The sequence below is a fragment of the Halomarina ordinaria genome (genome assembly GCF_030553305.1).
GTDB lineage: Archaea > Halobacteriota > Halobacteria > Halobacteriales > Haloarculaceae > Halomarina > Halomarina ordinaria.
Window position 1 is genome coordinate 2,426,566 of the sequence record NZ_JARRAH010000001.1, and the last position, 13,785, is coordinate 2,440,350.

Annotated in this window: 14 protein-coding genes; 7 read left to right on the forward strand and 7 right to left on the reverse strand. The window is 70.8% G+C overall.

From position 1 onward, the window contains the following. Positions 1-40: 40 nt before the first annotated feature. A complete protein-coding gene (locus P1Y20_RS13070) occupies positions 41-1,117 on the forward strand; it encodes a dipeptidase (protein WP_304449104.1) in 1,077 nt (358 codons plus the stop codon). Between the two features lie 4 nt (positions 1,118-1,121). Here the strand turns inward: P1Y20_RS13070 and P1Y20_RS13075 are convergent, their stop codons facing one another. Then, complete coding sequence (locus P1Y20_RS13075; RefSeq protein WP_304449105.1) at positions 1,122-1,586, reverse strand: histidine kinase; 465 nt, start codon at positions 1,584-1,586, stop codon at positions 1,122-1,124. A gap of 79 nt (positions 1,587-1,665) precedes the next feature. Between P1Y20_RS13075 and P1Y20_RS13080 the strand changes: the two genes are divergently transcribed. After that, the gene (locus tag P1Y20_RS13080) at positions 1,666-1,944 is read left to right on the forward strand and encodes a DUF8001 family protein (RefSeq protein ID WP_368662153.1); all 279 of its coding nucleotides are present in this window, start codon (positions 1,666-1,668) and stop codon (positions 1,942-1,944) included. 36 nt (positions 1,945-1,980) lie between these two features. Next, complete coding sequence (locus P1Y20_RS13085) at positions 1,981-2,370, forward strand: helix-turn-helix domain-containing protein (RefSeq protein ID WP_304449107.1); 390 nt, start codon at positions 1,981-1,983, stop codon at positions 2,368-2,370. Between the two features lie 6 nt (positions 2,371-2,376). Here the strand turns inward: P1Y20_RS13085 and P1Y20_RS13090 are convergent, their stop codons facing one another. Continuing rightward, on the reverse strand, positions 2,377-3,393 hold the full coding sequence (locus P1Y20_RS13090; RefSeq protein ID WP_304449108.1) for a glycerophosphodiester phosphodiesterase: 1,017 nt from the start codon (positions 3,391-3,393) through the stop codon (positions 2,377-2,379). Between the two features lie 172 nt (positions 3,394-3,565). Between P1Y20_RS13090 and thrC the strand changes: the two genes are divergently transcribed. Together thrC and P1Y20_RS13100 are read left to right on the forward strand one after the other, a co-directional pair. After that, the gene (gene thrC, locus P1Y20_RS13095) at positions 3,566-4,873 is read left to right on the forward strand and encodes a threonine synthase (protein WP_304449109.1); all 1,308 of its coding nucleotides are present in this window, start codon (positions 3,566-3,568) and stop codon (positions 4,871-4,873) included. A gap of 74 nt (positions 4,874-4,947) precedes the next feature. Further along, entirely contained in the window at positions 4,948-5,202 is a 255-nt protein-coding gene (locus P1Y20_RS13100) for a hypothetical protein (protein ID WP_304449110.1), read from the forward strand. 9 nt (positions 5,203-5,211) lie between these two features. On the opposite strand, the gene serA is transcribed toward P1Y20_RS13100, so the two are convergent. Continuing rightward, the gene (gene serA, locus P1Y20_RS13105) at positions 5,212-6,807 is read right to left on the reverse strand and encodes a phosphoglycerate dehydrogenase (protein WP_304449111.1); all 1,596 of its coding nucleotides are present in this window, start codon (positions 6,805-6,807) and stop codon (positions 5,212-5,214) included. Positions 6,808-6,913: 106 nt separating this feature from the next. On the opposite strand from serA, the gene serB reads away from it, so the two are divergent. Next, positions 6,914-7,549 (forward strand): phosphoserine phosphatase SerB, encoded by a 636-nt coding sequence (serB, locus tag P1Y20_RS13110; protein ID WP_304449112.1) that lies wholly within the window; start codon positions 6,914-6,916, stop codon positions 7,547-7,549. A 60-nt stretch (positions 7,550-7,609) separates the two neighbouring features. After that, on the forward strand, positions 7,610-7,882 hold the full coding sequence (locus P1Y20_RS13115; RefSeq protein WP_304449113.1) for a hypothetical protein: 273 nt from the start codon (positions 7,610-7,612) through the stop codon (positions 7,880-7,882). Between the two features lie 5 nt (positions 7,883-7,887). Here P1Y20_RS13115 and metX read toward each other — a convergent pair whose 3' ends face one another. The 4 genes from metX to P1Y20_RS13135 form a co-directional block, all read right to left on the reverse strand. Then, entirely contained in the window at positions 7,888-9,093 is a 1,206-nt protein-coding gene (gene metX / locus P1Y20_RS13120; RefSeq protein ID WP_304449114.1) for a homoserine O-acetyltransferase MetX, read from the reverse strand. Further along, on the reverse strand, positions 9,090-10,376 hold the full coding sequence (locus P1Y20_RS13125; RefSeq protein ID WP_304449115.1) for an O-acetylhomoserine aminocarboxypropyltransferase/cysteine synthase family protein: 1,287 nt from the start codon (positions 10,374-10,376) through the stop codon (positions 9,090-9,092). The genes metX and P1Y20_RS13125 overlap by 4 nt, the downstream gene beginning before the upstream one ends. A gap of 110 nt (positions 10,377-10,486) precedes the next feature. After that, complete coding sequence (locus P1Y20_RS13130; RefSeq protein WP_304449116.1) at positions 10,487-13,273, reverse strand: TRAP transporter permease; 2,787 nt, start codon at positions 13,271-13,273, stop codon at positions 10,487-10,489. Next, positions 13,270-13,761, reverse strand: a complete 492-nt coding sequence (locus P1Y20_RS13135) for a DUF1850 domain-containing protein (protein ID WP_304449117.1) — start codon at positions 13,759-13,761, stop codon at positions 13,270-13,272. The genes P1Y20_RS13130 and P1Y20_RS13135 overlap by 4 nt, the downstream gene beginning before the upstream one ends. Between the last annotated feature and the right edge of the window lie 24 nt (positions 13,762-13,785).

Consider the following 13,785-nt stretch of genomic DNA (forward strand, 5'->3'; position numbering starts at 1 on the left):
CGACGCGAACGCTTTTTTCCGACCCGAGGCTCGTACGAGCGTGTCCACAGTCCCCGTCCTCGACGGTCACAACGACCTCCTGTTTCGCCTCTGGAGCGACGACGCCGACCCCGTCGCGGCCGTCGCGGGCGGGCGCGAGGGCCACCTCGACCTGCCGCGGATGGAGGCGGGAGGGTTCCGCGCCGGCCTCTTCGCCGTCTACGTTCCCGACGCGCGGCGGCTGGACCCGCCCTCGGGGACGGGCGGGGGCTACTCCATCCCGCTCTCGGACCCCCTCGACCCCGGGCGCGCCCGGCGAATCACCGACGAACAGCTCGCCCTGCTCCACCGGCTCGTCGAGGGGTGCGAGGGGCTCCGCCTCGTCCGGACGGCGGCGGACCTCGACGCCTGCCTCGCGGGGGAGGCCGTCGGTGCCGTCGCCCACGTCGAGGGCGCCGGCGGTATCGCGCCCGACCTCTCGAACCTCGACGCCCTCGTCGGGGCCGGCGTCCGGTCCGTCGGGCCGGTCTGGAGCCGTCCCAACCACTTCGCCCACGGCGTCCCCTTCGAGTTCCCCGCCTCGCCGGACGTCGGCCCGGGGCTCACCGACGCGGGGCGGGCGCTCGTGCGCGCCTGCGAGGAGCGGGGCGTCCTCGTCGACTGCGCGCACCTCAACGCGGCGGGGTTCTGGGACGTCGCCGACTGCACCGAGGCGCCGCTCGTCGTCTCGCACGCGGGCGTCCACGCCCTCTGTCCCGCCTCGCGCAACCTGACCGACGAGCAACTCGACGCCGTCGCCGAGAGCGGCGGGCTGGTGGGTATCACCTTCGGCGTGGGGGCGCTCGACCCGGAGGGGCGGTTCGGCCACGACGTTCCCCTCGACACGCTCGCCGACCACGTCCTCTACGTCGCCGAACGCGTGGGGGTCGAGCACGTCGCGCTCGGTTCGGACTTCGACGGGGCGAGCGTCCCGAGCGAGGTGGGGGACGTGTCGGGCCTCCCCCGGTTGCTCGACCACCTGCGCGAGCGGGGGCTCTCCGAGCGCGACGTCGAGCGGGTCGCCGCGGGGAACTGGCGGCGCGTCCTCGACGAGGTGTGGCGTGAAGGGGAGGGCGGCCGAACGAGGAGGGTCGAGTGAGGACCTACCGCGCGAACAGCGGGTAGCTCGCGCCCAGGACCGCCCCGTAGACGAGGTGGCCGACGAGGCTCATCGGGTCGACGTTCGGGAGCGGCGGGACCATCGGCGCGCCGACGGCGCCCAGCCAGACGGGCATCACCAGCACCGCGAGGACGACCCACAGGACGACGCCGTAGGCGAGGCCGAGGGCGAGCGACCGGGCGACGGTCGTCTCGACGCCGGCCGCGCGGACGAGCGCCGCGAACCCCACCCCCAGGACCGCGCCGTGGGCGACGTGGACGACCCAGCCCGCGAGGCCGCCCTCCAGGCCGTACAGCGAGGGAATCGCCACCTCGATGACGGGCGTCATCTGGACGGTGAGGAGGACGCCCATGACGGCACCCGCGAGGATGCCGGCGAGGACGCCCGCGCGCCACGCGTCGTTGGTCGGCTGCTGTACCGGGGTTTCGGTGCGTACCTGTTGGCTCATCGCGCCTGTCGATTCGGTAACGAGGGGCAAAGCGCACCCTCGGATGCGTGTCCGTGTCTCACACACGCACATCCGAGCTATGATTATACGGGGGCGTTTACTCACGCCCGGTGAACACCCGGTGAGCACGGTCAGGATTTCGGCGGGCGAGTGGACGAGCGACGAGGTACTGCGGGCGCTCGCCGACGGCCAGCGGGTCGTCGTCGAGACGGAGTTCCTCGGCGAGCAACACGAGGTGACGCTGCGCTGGGACGGAGAGACGTACTACTGCGACACGCCGACGCGACTGCACAAGCACGCGACCGAGGAGGAGATGCGCGTCTGCATCCGGAAGATGGGCTACGCCGCCGACACGTAGGGCGGGGTTTATCGGTCGTTCGGGCGTAGTGCGTGCATGGACGCCGAGCCGAGTCCTGAACGGTTTCGTGAGCTGATGCTCGACGAGGAACCAGCGTTCGCGGACGTCCTCTCGTGTGTCTTCGGCATCCAGCGCCACGAGAGCACCACCTACCTCGCACTGCTGGACAACCCCGGGAGCACCGTCACCGAACTGGCCGAGGTGGTCGACCGCGACCGGTCGAACGTCAACCGGTCGCTCGCCACGCTCCGGGAGAAGGAACTCGCCGAGCGCCGACGGCGCCTGCTCGACGGCGGCGGCCACGTCTACCAGTACACCGCCACGCCGCTCCCCGACGCCAAGCGCCTGCTCCACGAGACGCTCGACGAGTGGGCCGCCTACGTCCACGAGCGCATCGACGAGTTCGGCGACGCGATGGAGGGTTGAGGGCCCTCAGCTGCGCTCGCCGAACGCGAGCAGGTTCGAGTAGTCCCCGATGATGCCGTCGACCCCCGCGTCGACGAGTTCTTGCGCCTGGTACCACGTCGCGACGGTGTAGACGTTCACGGCCCGTCCCTCCTCGTGGGCGACGGCCAGCAGGTCGGTCTCGGACCACGGTCCCTCGGTGTAGTACGGGTCGCCGTAGAACGGCGTCCCGCGGACCATGTTGTACGGCGGGTGGACCGCCTCGGCGTCGTAGCGGCGGGCGATCGCCAGGCCGTCCTCGATGGAGTCCCAGAGCAGCGGCGCGACCGGCAGGTCGGGCGCGAGGTCGCGGACGGTCGCCAGGGCGGCCTCGTAGAACGAGGAGACGAGCACGTCGTTTCGACACGCCTCGATGGCGTCGAGCGCTCGCTCGGTGAACGGACGCCACAGCCCCTTCTGGGCGGCGAGCGCATCCGAATCGAGGCTCTCGGCGAAGCGGAGGTCGAGCGACCCGGGGTTCTTGAACTCGACGTTCACCGCGACGTGCGGCGGGATGGCGTCGAGGACCGTCGAGAGCAGCGGTACCGTCTCGCCGCTCCCCAGAACCTCCGCGTCGAGGACGGTCTCCGTCGGCGTCTCCCAGACCAGGCCCTCGACGTCGGTGAGGCCGCGCTCCCCTCCGTCGCGCTCGGCGAGACCGTCGTCGTGGAAGACGACGACGTCGCCGTCCGCCGTCGGGACGATGTCTATCTCTATCATGTCTGCGCCGCGCCGGGTGGCACCGGGGCCGTGGCCGCCGCGGGCGGCGAGCTCGACGGCGCCGACGGTGTTCTCGGGGTACTGCCCCGCGAAGCCCCGGTGGGCGATGAGCGCCGGGGCGTCACCGTACCAGTCGCGATCCGTGTCGCCCCGGTCGTCGTGACCGTCCTCTTCTTTCCCTCCGTAGCCACCGCGCGCCACGGCGCTCCCCGCGCCGAGGGTCGCCGTCGCCGCCGTCGTTCCGATTCCTTTCACGAACGTCCGCCGGTCGATGTCTGGTCCCATTGCGACCGAAGGCGCTCCGTGCGGCGTATTAATTATTTGTATTCTAACTATTTAGAAATTATATTTACTGACATCAACTCGTTCGCATCGGTACGTCAGGGGACCCCTCGGGACGTCGGCAGATGCCGCGCGGACCGCCACACGTTTCATCGTCTGCTCCGACCCTCCCCCAATGGCCGAGTTGGAACTCTCGACGAGCGTCCCCGAGGCGGCGGACGACGGCGTGTGGCTCGCGTGTATCGAGTGCGGCGCGACCTACGCCCCCTTCGAGGGCGTCATCTACACCTGTGAGGACTGCGACGGGTTGCTCGAGGCGCGCTACGACAGCTACCCCACCTTCGAGGCGTTCGAGGGACGGGGCGTCTGGCGCTACGCCGCCGCCCTCCCCTTCGAGGAGGGCGTCTCGCTCCCCGAGGGCGACACCCCGCTGCACAGCGTCCCGCGACTGGAAGCGGACGTCGGCGTGCGGACCCTCCGCATCAAACACGAGGGGATGAACCCGACGGGGAGCTTCAAGGACCGCGGGATGACCGTCGGCGTCCGCGTCGCCCAGGAACTGGGCGTCGAGCGCCTCGCCTGTGCCTCGACGGGGAACACGAGCGCCGCCCTCGCGGCCTACGGTGCCCGGGCGGACCTGGAGACGCTCGTCCTCCTCCCGTCCGGGAAGGTCGCGGCCGGCAAACTGGCGCAGGCCGGCCTCCACGGCGCGCGCATCCTCGAGGTCGACGGCAACTTCGACGACTGTCTCGACATCGTCCAGGCGCTCGCGGAGCGCGGCGAGGTGTACCTGCTCAACTCGCTCAACCCCTTCCGCCTGGAGGGCCAGAAGACTATCTTCTTCGAACTGCTCGAACAGTTCCACGCCGACGAGGGGCGCTACCCCGACCGGGTCGTCCTCCCCGCGGGCAACGCGGGCAACACCGCCGCGCTGTACAAGGCGCTGCGCGAACTCGTCCACGCCGGCGCGCTGGCGCCGGGCGACGTCCCGAAGATAACGGCCGTCCAGGCCGAGGGGTCGGCCCCGCTGGTGGAAGCGGTCGAGGAGGGCAACGACGACGTCGAGCGGTGGTCGGACGTGGAGACGCGCGCGACGGCCATCCGCATCGGCTACCCCGTGAACGCCCGAAAGGCCCTGCCGGGCATCCACGCGACGGGCGGCACCGCGGTGGCGGTGAGCGACGAGGCCATCACCGAGGCCCAGCGCGCGCTCGCCGAGGAGGGCGTCGGCGTCGAACCCGCCTCCGCCGCCAGCGTCGCCGGTCTCCGGAAACTCCGCGAGTCGGGCGTCGTGAACGAGGGCGAGGACGTGGTCTGCCTCACGACCGGGCACCTGCTGAAGGACCCCGACGCGGCCGCGGCCGCCGGCACCGCCCCGGAGAGCGTCCCGAACGACGCGGACGCCGTCCTCGACCACATCGAGGGACGCCGGAGGTCCGGCTCCGGTGGCCTGTTGGGGCGCGTCAGGCGCCGTCTCGGCTGATTCCTCGGTGCCCGCCGTCGACGCTTGCACACGCGCCCGGTAACCACTTCGGTCCGGACCGTTTTTCATGGGATATGAGCGACGAGACCAGCGGAACCGACGAGCACGACGCGGAGTCGGCGCGCATGGAACTCGGTCCGGACGCGCTCCACGAGAGCGACGAGGGGTACTCCCTCGACTGCCCGGAGTGCGGGTCGCCGGCGAGCCTTATCGACATCGTCGAGCACGGGCGCTGCCGGGGCTATCTGGAGAACGAGGGCCGCGAGGACACCGACCGTGCGCCCGACTGCACGGCGGAACTCTCGCTGGAACTGGTCTGGGAGTCGTAGTCGACGGCGCTACGGGTTCGTGTGGTTGTTCAGCGCGAGGTACTGCGCGCGCATGATGCGCTCGTCGTCCTCCAGCCGGTCGATGACGGCGTCGGGTACCTCGCTGTCGAGGGAGTAGACGGTGAGCGCCTCCCCGCCGATGGTCTCGCGGGCGTTGAACATCCCCGCGATGTTGACCTCGTTGTCCCCGAGGACGGTCCCGATGAGGCCGATGACGCCCGGTTTGTCGTAGTTGCGCGCGACGAGCATGTGGCCGTGGGGGATGGCGTCGACGCGGTAGCCGTCTATCTGGACGATGCGTGGGTCGTCGCCGGCGAACAGCGTCCCGCAGACGCGGATGTCGTCCTCGCCGTCGGTGACGACGACGCTCACCCGCGACTGGAAGACGTCCGACTGGCTGGTCTTCGACTCCGTCACGTCGATGCCGCGTTCCTCCGCCACCCGGGGGGCGTTGACGGTGTTGACGTGGACCTCGAGGGGACGGAAGACGCCCTTCAGCGCGCTCGCGGTGACGATCTCGACCTCCTCGTCGGCGATGGTGCCGGCGTACTCCACCTCGACGGCGTTGACGCGCCCCTCGAACAGCTGGACCGCGATGCGGCCCGCGGTCTCGGCGAGTTCGATGTACGGACGGACCCGGGGGAAGGCGCTCTTGTCGACCGAGGGGGCGTTGAGCGCGTTCAGCACGGGTTCCTCGTTCAGCGCCGCGATGACCTGTTCCGCGGTGCTGGTGGCGACGTTCTCCTGGGCGGCCTCGGTGCTCGCGCCGAGGTGCGGGGTGACGACGACGTCCTCGACGCCGAGCAGCGGGCTGTCGTCGGGGAGCGGCTCGACGGCGAAGACGTCGAGCGCGGCGCCGGCGATGGTGCCGTCCTCGACGGCGGCCGCGAGCGCCGCCTCGTCGATGATGCCGCCGCGGGCGCAGTTGATGACGTAGCCGCCGGCGCCGAGGCGTTCGAGTTCGGCGGTCCCGATGAGGTCCTCCGTCTCCGGTGTCAGGGGCGTGTGGATGGTGAGGAAGTCGGCCTCGTCGAGGACCGTCTCCAGGTCGGCGAGGTCGGCGCCCAGCTGGTCGGCGCGCTCCTGGCTGATGTAGGGGTCGAACGCGAGGAGGTCCATCCCGAGGGCGTTCAGGCGCTTGGCCACCTCCTGGCCGACGCGCCCGAGGCCGACGATGCCGAGGGTCTTGTTGTTCACCTCGGTGCCGAGGTAGTCGCCCTTCGCCCACTCGCCGTCCTTGAGGCGGGCGTGTGCCTGCGGGATGGAGCGCGCGGCGGCGAACGCCATGGCGACGGTGTGCTCCGCTGCGGCCCGGACGTTCCCCTCGGGGGCGTTGGCGACGATGACGCCGTGGTCGGTGGCGGCGTCGATGTCGATGTTGTCGACGCCGATGCCGGCGCGCCCGACGATGACGAGGTTCGGCGCGGCGGCCAGCAACTCCTCGGTGACCTCGGTTCCCGACCGGACGACGAGGCCGGCGGCGTCGCGTATCTCCTCGCGCAGTTCGGCGCCCTCGACGTCGTAGGCGGTGACCACGTCGTGGCCCGCTTCACGGAGTCGCTCCAGACCCGCGTCCGCGATGGGGTCCGTGACGAGTACCTTCATGCGTACCTCTGTTAGCCGCCGAGGATAACCCTTTCCGACAGCGGCTAAGCTTGCTGGCGCGCGGCGTTTCTGCGGGTTTCATACCGGTCGGGACCGACCGCTCGGCATGGACCTCGTCGCGTTCGACTTCGACGGGACGCTCTCCGACTCGGAGATGACGGTACTGCTCGGCCGCCAGCGTGCGGTCGCCGACGAGATGGCGGCCATCACCGAGCGGGCGATGAACGACGAGATAGACTACGCGACGAGCCTGCGCCAGCGGGCGGCCCTCCTCGACGGCCTCCCCGAGACGGCCGCGGAGCGTGCCTACGGCGACGTCACCCTCCGCCCCGGCGCGGCCGACGTCATCCGCGACCTGCGGGCGGCGGGCGTCCACGTCGCCGTCCTCACCGGCGGGTTCGAGCGCGGCGTCGAGGCGGCGCTCGCGAGCGAGGGCGTCGCGGTGGACACCGTCGTCGCCAACCGCCTCCCCGTCGCGGACGGCGCACTCACCGGCGACGTGGAGGGGCCGCTCGTCGAGGGGACGAAGGACGACGCGCTCGCCTCGCTCGCCGCCGACCTCGGCGTCGACCTCGACGACTGCGTCGCCGTGGGCGACGGCGCGAACGACCTCCCGATGCTGGAGGTGGCGGGGCTGGCCGTCGGCTTCGCCCCCAAACCGGCCGTCGCGCCCGTCTGCGACGTCATCGTCACGTCGATGGACGAACTCGGCGACCTGCTCGCGGACCGCTCGCTCGCCTGACGCCCGTACTGTCGAGCGTCTGACGAACGTTTATCGGTGCGGCCGCCGTCTCCCTCCGCGATGGTCTCGTCGTTGCTCTGGGGGATTCCGCGTCGTGTCGTCGCTCGGATACTCGGCTGGGTGAGCGCCAACCCGCTCCGGTTCTCGGGCGGGGTGGCCGCGCTGCTCGCCGCCGGCTACCTCTACGATGCCGTCAGCGCGACGCTCGCGGACCCGGTGGTCGCGGCGAGCGTCTCGCTCCCCGTGCTGGCGCTCGACGTCGCCCGGACCTACCCGGCGTACGTCCTCGCGGTGGCGCTCGGGACGGTCGCCCTCGTCCGCTCTCGGTCCTGACTCGGCTAGCTGAACAGACTCGTGTGGACCGGCGCGAACTGGGAGGAACGGTCGGTGGCGGTGGCGGTGTCGGAGACCGACCCCGCGCGGACGCCGCTGGCGAGGAACCCGCGGAGGGGGGCGGCGAGCGTCTCCGGTTCCGCGAGGAAGGCGTCGTGGCCGTGGTCGGAGTCGACGACGTGGTGGGCGGTGGCCGTCCCCGTCTCGCGGAACGCCTCCGCGACCCGTTCCGACTGCTCGACGGTGAAGTGCCAGTCGCCGGTGTAGGAGAGGCAGAGCGCCTGACCGTCGAAGGCGGCCAGCGCGTCCACGTCGGAGGTGTAGCCGTCGGCGAGGTCGTAGTCGTCCATCGCCCGCGTCAGGTAGAGGTAGCTGTTCGCGTCGAAGCGCTCGACGAAGCGCTCGGCCTGGTAGTCGAGGTACGACTCCACGTCCCGGTAGGCGAAGAAGAGCGACCCGGGGTCGGCCGGGAAGGTGTCGGGGGCCTCCCGCCCCGCCTCCCGGCGGCCGAACTTCTCGTCCATCGACGCCTTCGAGAGGTACATGACGTGCCCCAGTTGGCGCGCGAGGCCGAGGCCGTCGGTCGGGCCGTGGCCGGGGTAGTAGTCGCCGCCCTCCCACTTCGGGTCGCTCGTGATGGCGCGACGGGCGACGGCGTCGAGCGCGAGACACTGCGGGTCGAGGCGGGCGGCGGCCGCGATGGCGGCGATGCGGTCGACGCGCTCGGGATAGCGCTTCGCCCAGTCGAGGGCGTTCATGCCGCCGACGCTCCCGCCGACGACGGCGTGGACGTCGTCGACGCCGAGGTGCTCGAGCAGGCGCGCCTGCGCCCGCGTCCAGTCCCCGACGGTGACCGGCGGGAAGTCCGCGCCGTAGGGGGCGCCCGTCTCCGGGTCGGTCGCCGGCGGACCCGAGGAGCCGTAACACGACCCGGGGACGTTCGCGCAGACGACGAAGTACTCGGTCGTGTCGATGGGTTTGGCCGGGCCGACGACCGCGTCCCACCAGGCGCGGGCCTGGCCGTCCTCGTTCCCCTCGCGTCGGCCGGGGCTGCCGACGTTCGCCACGTTCGCGCTCCCCGTCAGGGCGTGACAGACGAGCACCGCGTTGTCGCCTTCGTACTCTCCGTAGGCCTCGTAGGCGAGGACGAGGTCGGCAATCGACTCCCCGCAGGCGAACTCGAAGCGGCCGAGCGAGGCGAACTCGGTCATCCGGCTATCGCCCGCTCCAGGTCCGCGACGATGTCCTCGGGGTCCTCGATGCCGACCGACAGGCGCACGAGGTCCGGCGTGACGCCGCTGGCGCGCTGGGCTTCCTCGTCCAGCTGGGCGTGGGTCGTGCTCGCCGGGTGGATGACGAGCGTCTTCGCGTCGCCGATGTTCGCGAGGAAGCGCGCCAGCTCCACGTCCTCACAGAGGCGCTTGCCGCCCTCGTAGCCGGCTTCGAGGCCGAACGCGATGACGCCCCCGTAGCCGCCGTCGAGGTACGCACGCGCCGTCTCGTGGGTCTCGTGGTCCGGGAGGCCGGGGTAGGTGACCCACGCCACGTCGGGGTGGCTCTCCAAGAACTCCGCGACGGTCTGGGCGTTCGAACAGTGGCGCTCCATCCGGAGCGAGAGCGTCTCCAGCCCCTGGAGGGTGACCCAGGCGTCGAAGGGCGACTGGCCGTCGCCGAGCGAGCGCAGCGCGCGCTGGCGGGCCGCCTCGGTGAACGCCCGGTCGCCGTAGCGTTCGGCGAAGTTCGTGCCGTGGAAGGCGGGGTTCTCGCCGCCCACCTCCGGGAATCGCTCGGGGTACTCGGCCCACGGGAAGGTGCCGCCGTCGACGAGGACGCCGCCCACGGTCGTCCCGGAGCCGTGAATCCACTTGGTGGTCGACTCCCAGACGAGGTCCGCGCCGTGGTCGAGCGGGCGACAGAGCGCCGGCGTCGCGAACGTGTTGTCGACGAACAGCGGGACGCCCGCCTCGTGGGCGACGTCGGCGACCGCCTCGATGTCGGGCGTGACGAGCGAGGGGTTGCCGATGGTCTCGAGGTGGACGTAGGCGGTGTCCTCGTCGATGGCGTCGGCGTAGGCGGCCACGTCGAGGGTGTCGACGAAGCGCGCCTCGATGCCCCGCCGGCGGGCCGTGTGCGAGAGGTAGGCGTGGGTGCCACCGTAGATGGAGGAGGCCGAGACGACGTTGTCGCCCACGTCCGCGAGGACGAGCGTCGCGGCGTCGAGCGCGGCCATCCCGGAGGCGGTGCAGAGCGCGCCCGTCCCGCCCTCGAGGTCGGCGAGGCGGTCCTCGAGGAGGCTCACGGTCGGGTTGCTGATGCGCGAGTAGACGTGGTCGTCGTCCTCCAGGGCGTACCGGGCCGCGGCGACGTCCGCGTCCGGGAACTCGTAGGAGGAGGTCTGGTACAGCGGCGGGGCCGCCGCCCCGGTCGCGGGGTCCGCGCGCTGTCCGGCGTGAACGCAGCGCGTCCCGAAGCCAAGCGGCGTGTCGTCGCTCATGTATGCTACGCATATAGCTGAACGAATCTATAACTGCGAGTTACGGCAAGTGTTGCCCGTGACGCCCCGGTGTGTTCGCCCGTCACGCGGGAAGGAGCGAGCGGGGGGCGTCAGTCCGTCGTCGCCGTCGGCTCGGAGACGTCGCCGGTCTCCTGTTTCGTCGCCCCGCGCTTGTTCAGCACGACGAGCGCGCCGAAGATGAGCAGTCCGAGGGCGCGCAGCGCGAGGTCGATGACCAGGGCGTCCCCCACGCCACCGCCGACGCCGACCGCCCTGAGCACGTCGAGCACCGCGTTCAACAGGAGCATCGGCGCCATGAGCAACAGCGCCGAGAGCGCGAACAGCGCGCGCTCGCCCCGGCCGACCTTCGCGTAGAAGAACCCGATGACGGTCGCACCGAGGGCGACGACGCCGACGAACACGCCCGCGACGGGGACGAACACCTCGAGGAGGGCGTACGTCGGGTCCGCGACGACGCCGAGGCCGACCACCTCCGCCCCCTCGCCGGTCCCGTCCATGAGGAGGATACCGGGGGTGAGCACGAACGCGAACGGCACGATGGCCTTGTTCAGCGACAGCGAGAACGCCTCGACGCCCGTCCGGAAGGGGTCGGACTTCGCGATACCGCTGGCCGCGTAGGCGGCGACGGCCACCGGCGGCGTGATGTCGGCGATGACGCCGAAGTAGAGGATGAACAGGTGCGCCGCGAGGATGGGGATGGCGCTCAGTTCGGTGATGGCGGGCGCGAGCAGCGACGCGAGGATGATGTACGTCACCGTCGTCGGCATCCCCATCCCGAGGATGATGGCGGAGATGGCCGTCACGACGAGCAAGAGGACGATGGAACTCCCCGCGACGTTCCCGATGAACGAGATGAGGTTCGGGCCGAGACCGGTCACCGCGACCACGCCGGGGATGATGCCGGCGGCCGCGACGGCGATGACGACCTCGACGGCCGTCCGCGCCCCGGCGTCCATCGACTGCAGGATGAACCCGCCGAACTTGAACGGGGCGTTGTCGGCCAGTTGCGGCCGGTCGAGCCGGTCCGCCGTCCCCTCGACCGCCTCGTCGACCTGTTCGTCGTAGTCGAGCAACGGGGCGTCGAGGTGCGGGCGCGCGAGCATGACGACGAGGCTCACGACGATGGCCGTCGTCCCCACCCCGCCGAGGGCGTAGAACGCGGCGGTGTAGACGTCGAGGCTCGCCCCGCCGCCGCCCGTCACCAGGCCGGCGAGGTCGGTGCCGGCGACGAGGAAGGAGACGAACTCCGCGACGGTGACGAGCGCGATGGTCCCCACCAGGGGAACCCGCGTCCGCTCGTTGTACGCCGCCACCACCGCGATGAGCGCCATGATGGCGACGAGCGTGAACCACGCCGACCGCGAGACCGAGAGGTTCACGATCAGGAGGTAGTAGAGCAGGAGGACGATGGGGACGAGGTAGAACCAGCCCTGCTTGAGGTGGGTGCGCGGGTCGACGACGTCGTCCCGGGAGAGGCCGCCGATACCGACCCGCGAGGCCTCCAGGTGGACCATCACCCAGACGCCGAAGAAGAACACGATGGCGGGGATGGCCGCGGCGGTGATGATCTCACGGAACGGCGTCCCCGTCAACTCGATCATCAGGAACGCCGCCGCGCCCATGACCGGCGGGAGGATTTGCCCGCCCGAAGACGCCGAGGACTCGACGGCCCCCGCGAACTCGGGCCGGTACCCGGAGCGCTTCATCAGCGGGATGGTGAACGCGCCGGTCGTCACCGTGTTGGCGATGGACGACCCCGAGATGGTGCCCATGAACCCCGACGCGAGGATGGACGCCTTCGCGGGCCCGCCCTTCCGGGTCCCCGTCGCGGCGTAGGCGAGGTCGATGAACCACTGGCCCGCCCCCGAGGTCTCGAGGAACGCGCCGAACAGGATGAAGATGTAGATGAACTGGACGCTCACCGTCACCGGGATGCCGAACACCCCGTTGTTGACGTCGTACCAGAGGAAGGCGATGATGCGCGGCCACGAGAACGCCTCGTCGAGGACGAGCGGCTGGATGAACGGGGCGTTCGAGGGGAGGAGGGTCCCGTAGTGCGCGTAGAGGATGAACGCGGAGACGATGAACACGAGGTAGATACCGAGGCTCCGTCGGGTCGCCTCCAGCACCATCAGGACGCCGAGGGCACCGACGAGGTAGGCGTAGGAGACGGTGTCGAGGGGGATACCGAGCGCGGAGATCAGCTGGACCGGTAGTTCGAGGAACGGGTACACCTCCTGCATCGGGTCGCCGTTGGCGAGGCCGAACACCCGGAGGTTCTGTATCTCGTCGAACTCGGTCGCGACGTACCCCCCCGCCATCAGCGAGAACAGGATGAAGACGTAGTCGAGCGGCGTCACCCGGCCGAACTCGCGGTCGACCATGAACCAGCGCAGTCCGCGACCGACGCCCGCCACGCCCCGCGTGAGGGGGCTGTCGTCCCCGAAGCGTTCCCGGGTCGCCGTCCCGACGGCTGCGAGCCGCTGGCTGACGCCGCCGTCGCCGGTCGACGGCGGGAACACGAGGAACGCGAGTACCAGCGCGAAGGTGACGTGGATGGCGTTGACCTGCAGGAGCTGGAGCTGACCGAGGTCGATGCCCAGCCCCAGTGGCAGTTGCAGTTCGAAGTCCTGTCCCCGCGCGGCGAGCCACATCTGGAACGCCGAGAAGAGGATGCCGACGAGCGAGAGGAGCACCGCCGTCGGCCCCGTCAGGCTCCGTTTGCGCTCGACCTCCTGGCGGAGTTCCTCCTGTTCTTCCGCGGTGAGGACGTCGTCGTCGTTCTCGTCGAGCGGCGGTCCCCCGTCCGTCCGCACCGGCGGCCCCTCGCCGTCGGTGGGTGGTCCGTCCGTCCGTGTCGATGTATCGTCTGTCATGGTAGGTGTGAGAGGGCGACGTCGAGTGCGGAGCGCCGCTCGACGGTCAGGTGGACCGAGCGCGCGTCGGAGCGTTCGACGAGGTCGTACGTCCGGTCGCCGACGTGGAGCCGGTGACCGGCGATGCGGCCCGGTTTGACGTAGAGCTCCTCGAAGGACCCCCCAGGGTTGTAGGCGAACGTATCGTTCTCGGTCATCGTCACGTTCGCGTCGGCCGGGAGCCCCCAGCCGTACGATTCGAACTCCATCCGCGTCGTCACGAGCCGGTCGCCGCGGACCTCGTAGACGTCGAGCACGCGCGTCTTCTCGACGCTGTGGGTGTACTCCAGCGCGACGGTCGTGTTCTCCTCGACGGGCGTGACGAGCAGTCGCTCGCCGGTTTCGGTGTCGGAGACGACGAGCGCCCTGTCGGCCGGGACGGCGGCCGCGCCGCCGACCACGAGGAGGCAGACGAGGGCTGCCGCGCCGACGCCGAGAGCGGTCCGCATCGCTAGCGAGTGGTGATGCCGCGT

Bases quoted from the DNA above. Each gene is read 5' to 3' on its own strand.
- P1Y20_RS13075 (WP_304449105.1), bottom strand. From the start codon at position 1,586: ATGAGCCAACAGGTACGCACCGAAACCCCGGTACAGCAGCCGACCAAC.
- P1Y20_RS13080 (WP_368662153.1), top strand. From the start codon at position 1,666: ATGATTATACGGGGGCGTTTACTCACGCCCGGTGAACACCCGGTGAGC.
- P1Y20_RS13085 (WP_304449107.1), top strand. From the start codon at position 1,981: ATGGACGCCGAGCCGAGTCCTGAACGGTTTCGTGAGCTGATGCTCGAC.
- P1Y20_RS13090 (WP_304449108.1), bottom strand. From the start codon at position 3,393: ATGGGACCAGACATCGACCGGCGGACGTTCGTGAAAGGAATCGGAACG.
- thrC (WP_304449109.1), top strand. From the start codon at position 3,566: ATGGCCGAGTTGGAACTCTCGACGAGCGTCCCCGAGGCGGCGGACGAC.
- P1Y20_RS13100 (WP_304449110.1), top strand. From the start codon at position 4,948: ATGAGCGACGAGACCAGCGGAACCGACGAGCACGACGCGGAGTCGGCG.
- serA (WP_304449111.1), bottom strand. From the start codon at position 6,807: ATGAAGGTACTCGTCACGGACCCCATCGCGGACGCGGGTCTGGAGCGA.
- serB (WP_304449112.1), top strand. From the start codon at position 6,914: ATGGACCTCGTCGCGTTCGACTTCGACGGGACGCTCTCCGACTCGGAG.
- P1Y20_RS13115 (WP_304449113.1), top strand. From the start codon at position 7,610: ATGGTCTCGTCGTTGCTCTGGGGGATTCCGCGTCGTGTCGTCGCTCGG.
- metX (WP_304449114.1), bottom strand. From the start codon at position 9,093: ATGACCGAGTTCGCCTCGCTCGGCCGCTTCGAGTTCGCCTGCGGGGAG.
- P1Y20_RS13125 (WP_304449115.1), bottom strand. From the start codon at position 10,376: ATGAGCGACGACACGCCGCTTGGCTTCGGGACGCGCTGCGTTCACGCC.
- P1Y20_RS13130 (WP_304449116.1), bottom strand. From the start codon at position 13,273: ATGACAGACGATACATCGACACGGACGGACGGACCACCCACCGACGGC.
- P1Y20_RS13135 (WP_304449117.1), bottom strand. From the start codon at position 13,761: ATGCGGACCGCTCTCGGCGTCGGCGCGGCAGCCCTCGTCTGCCTCCTC.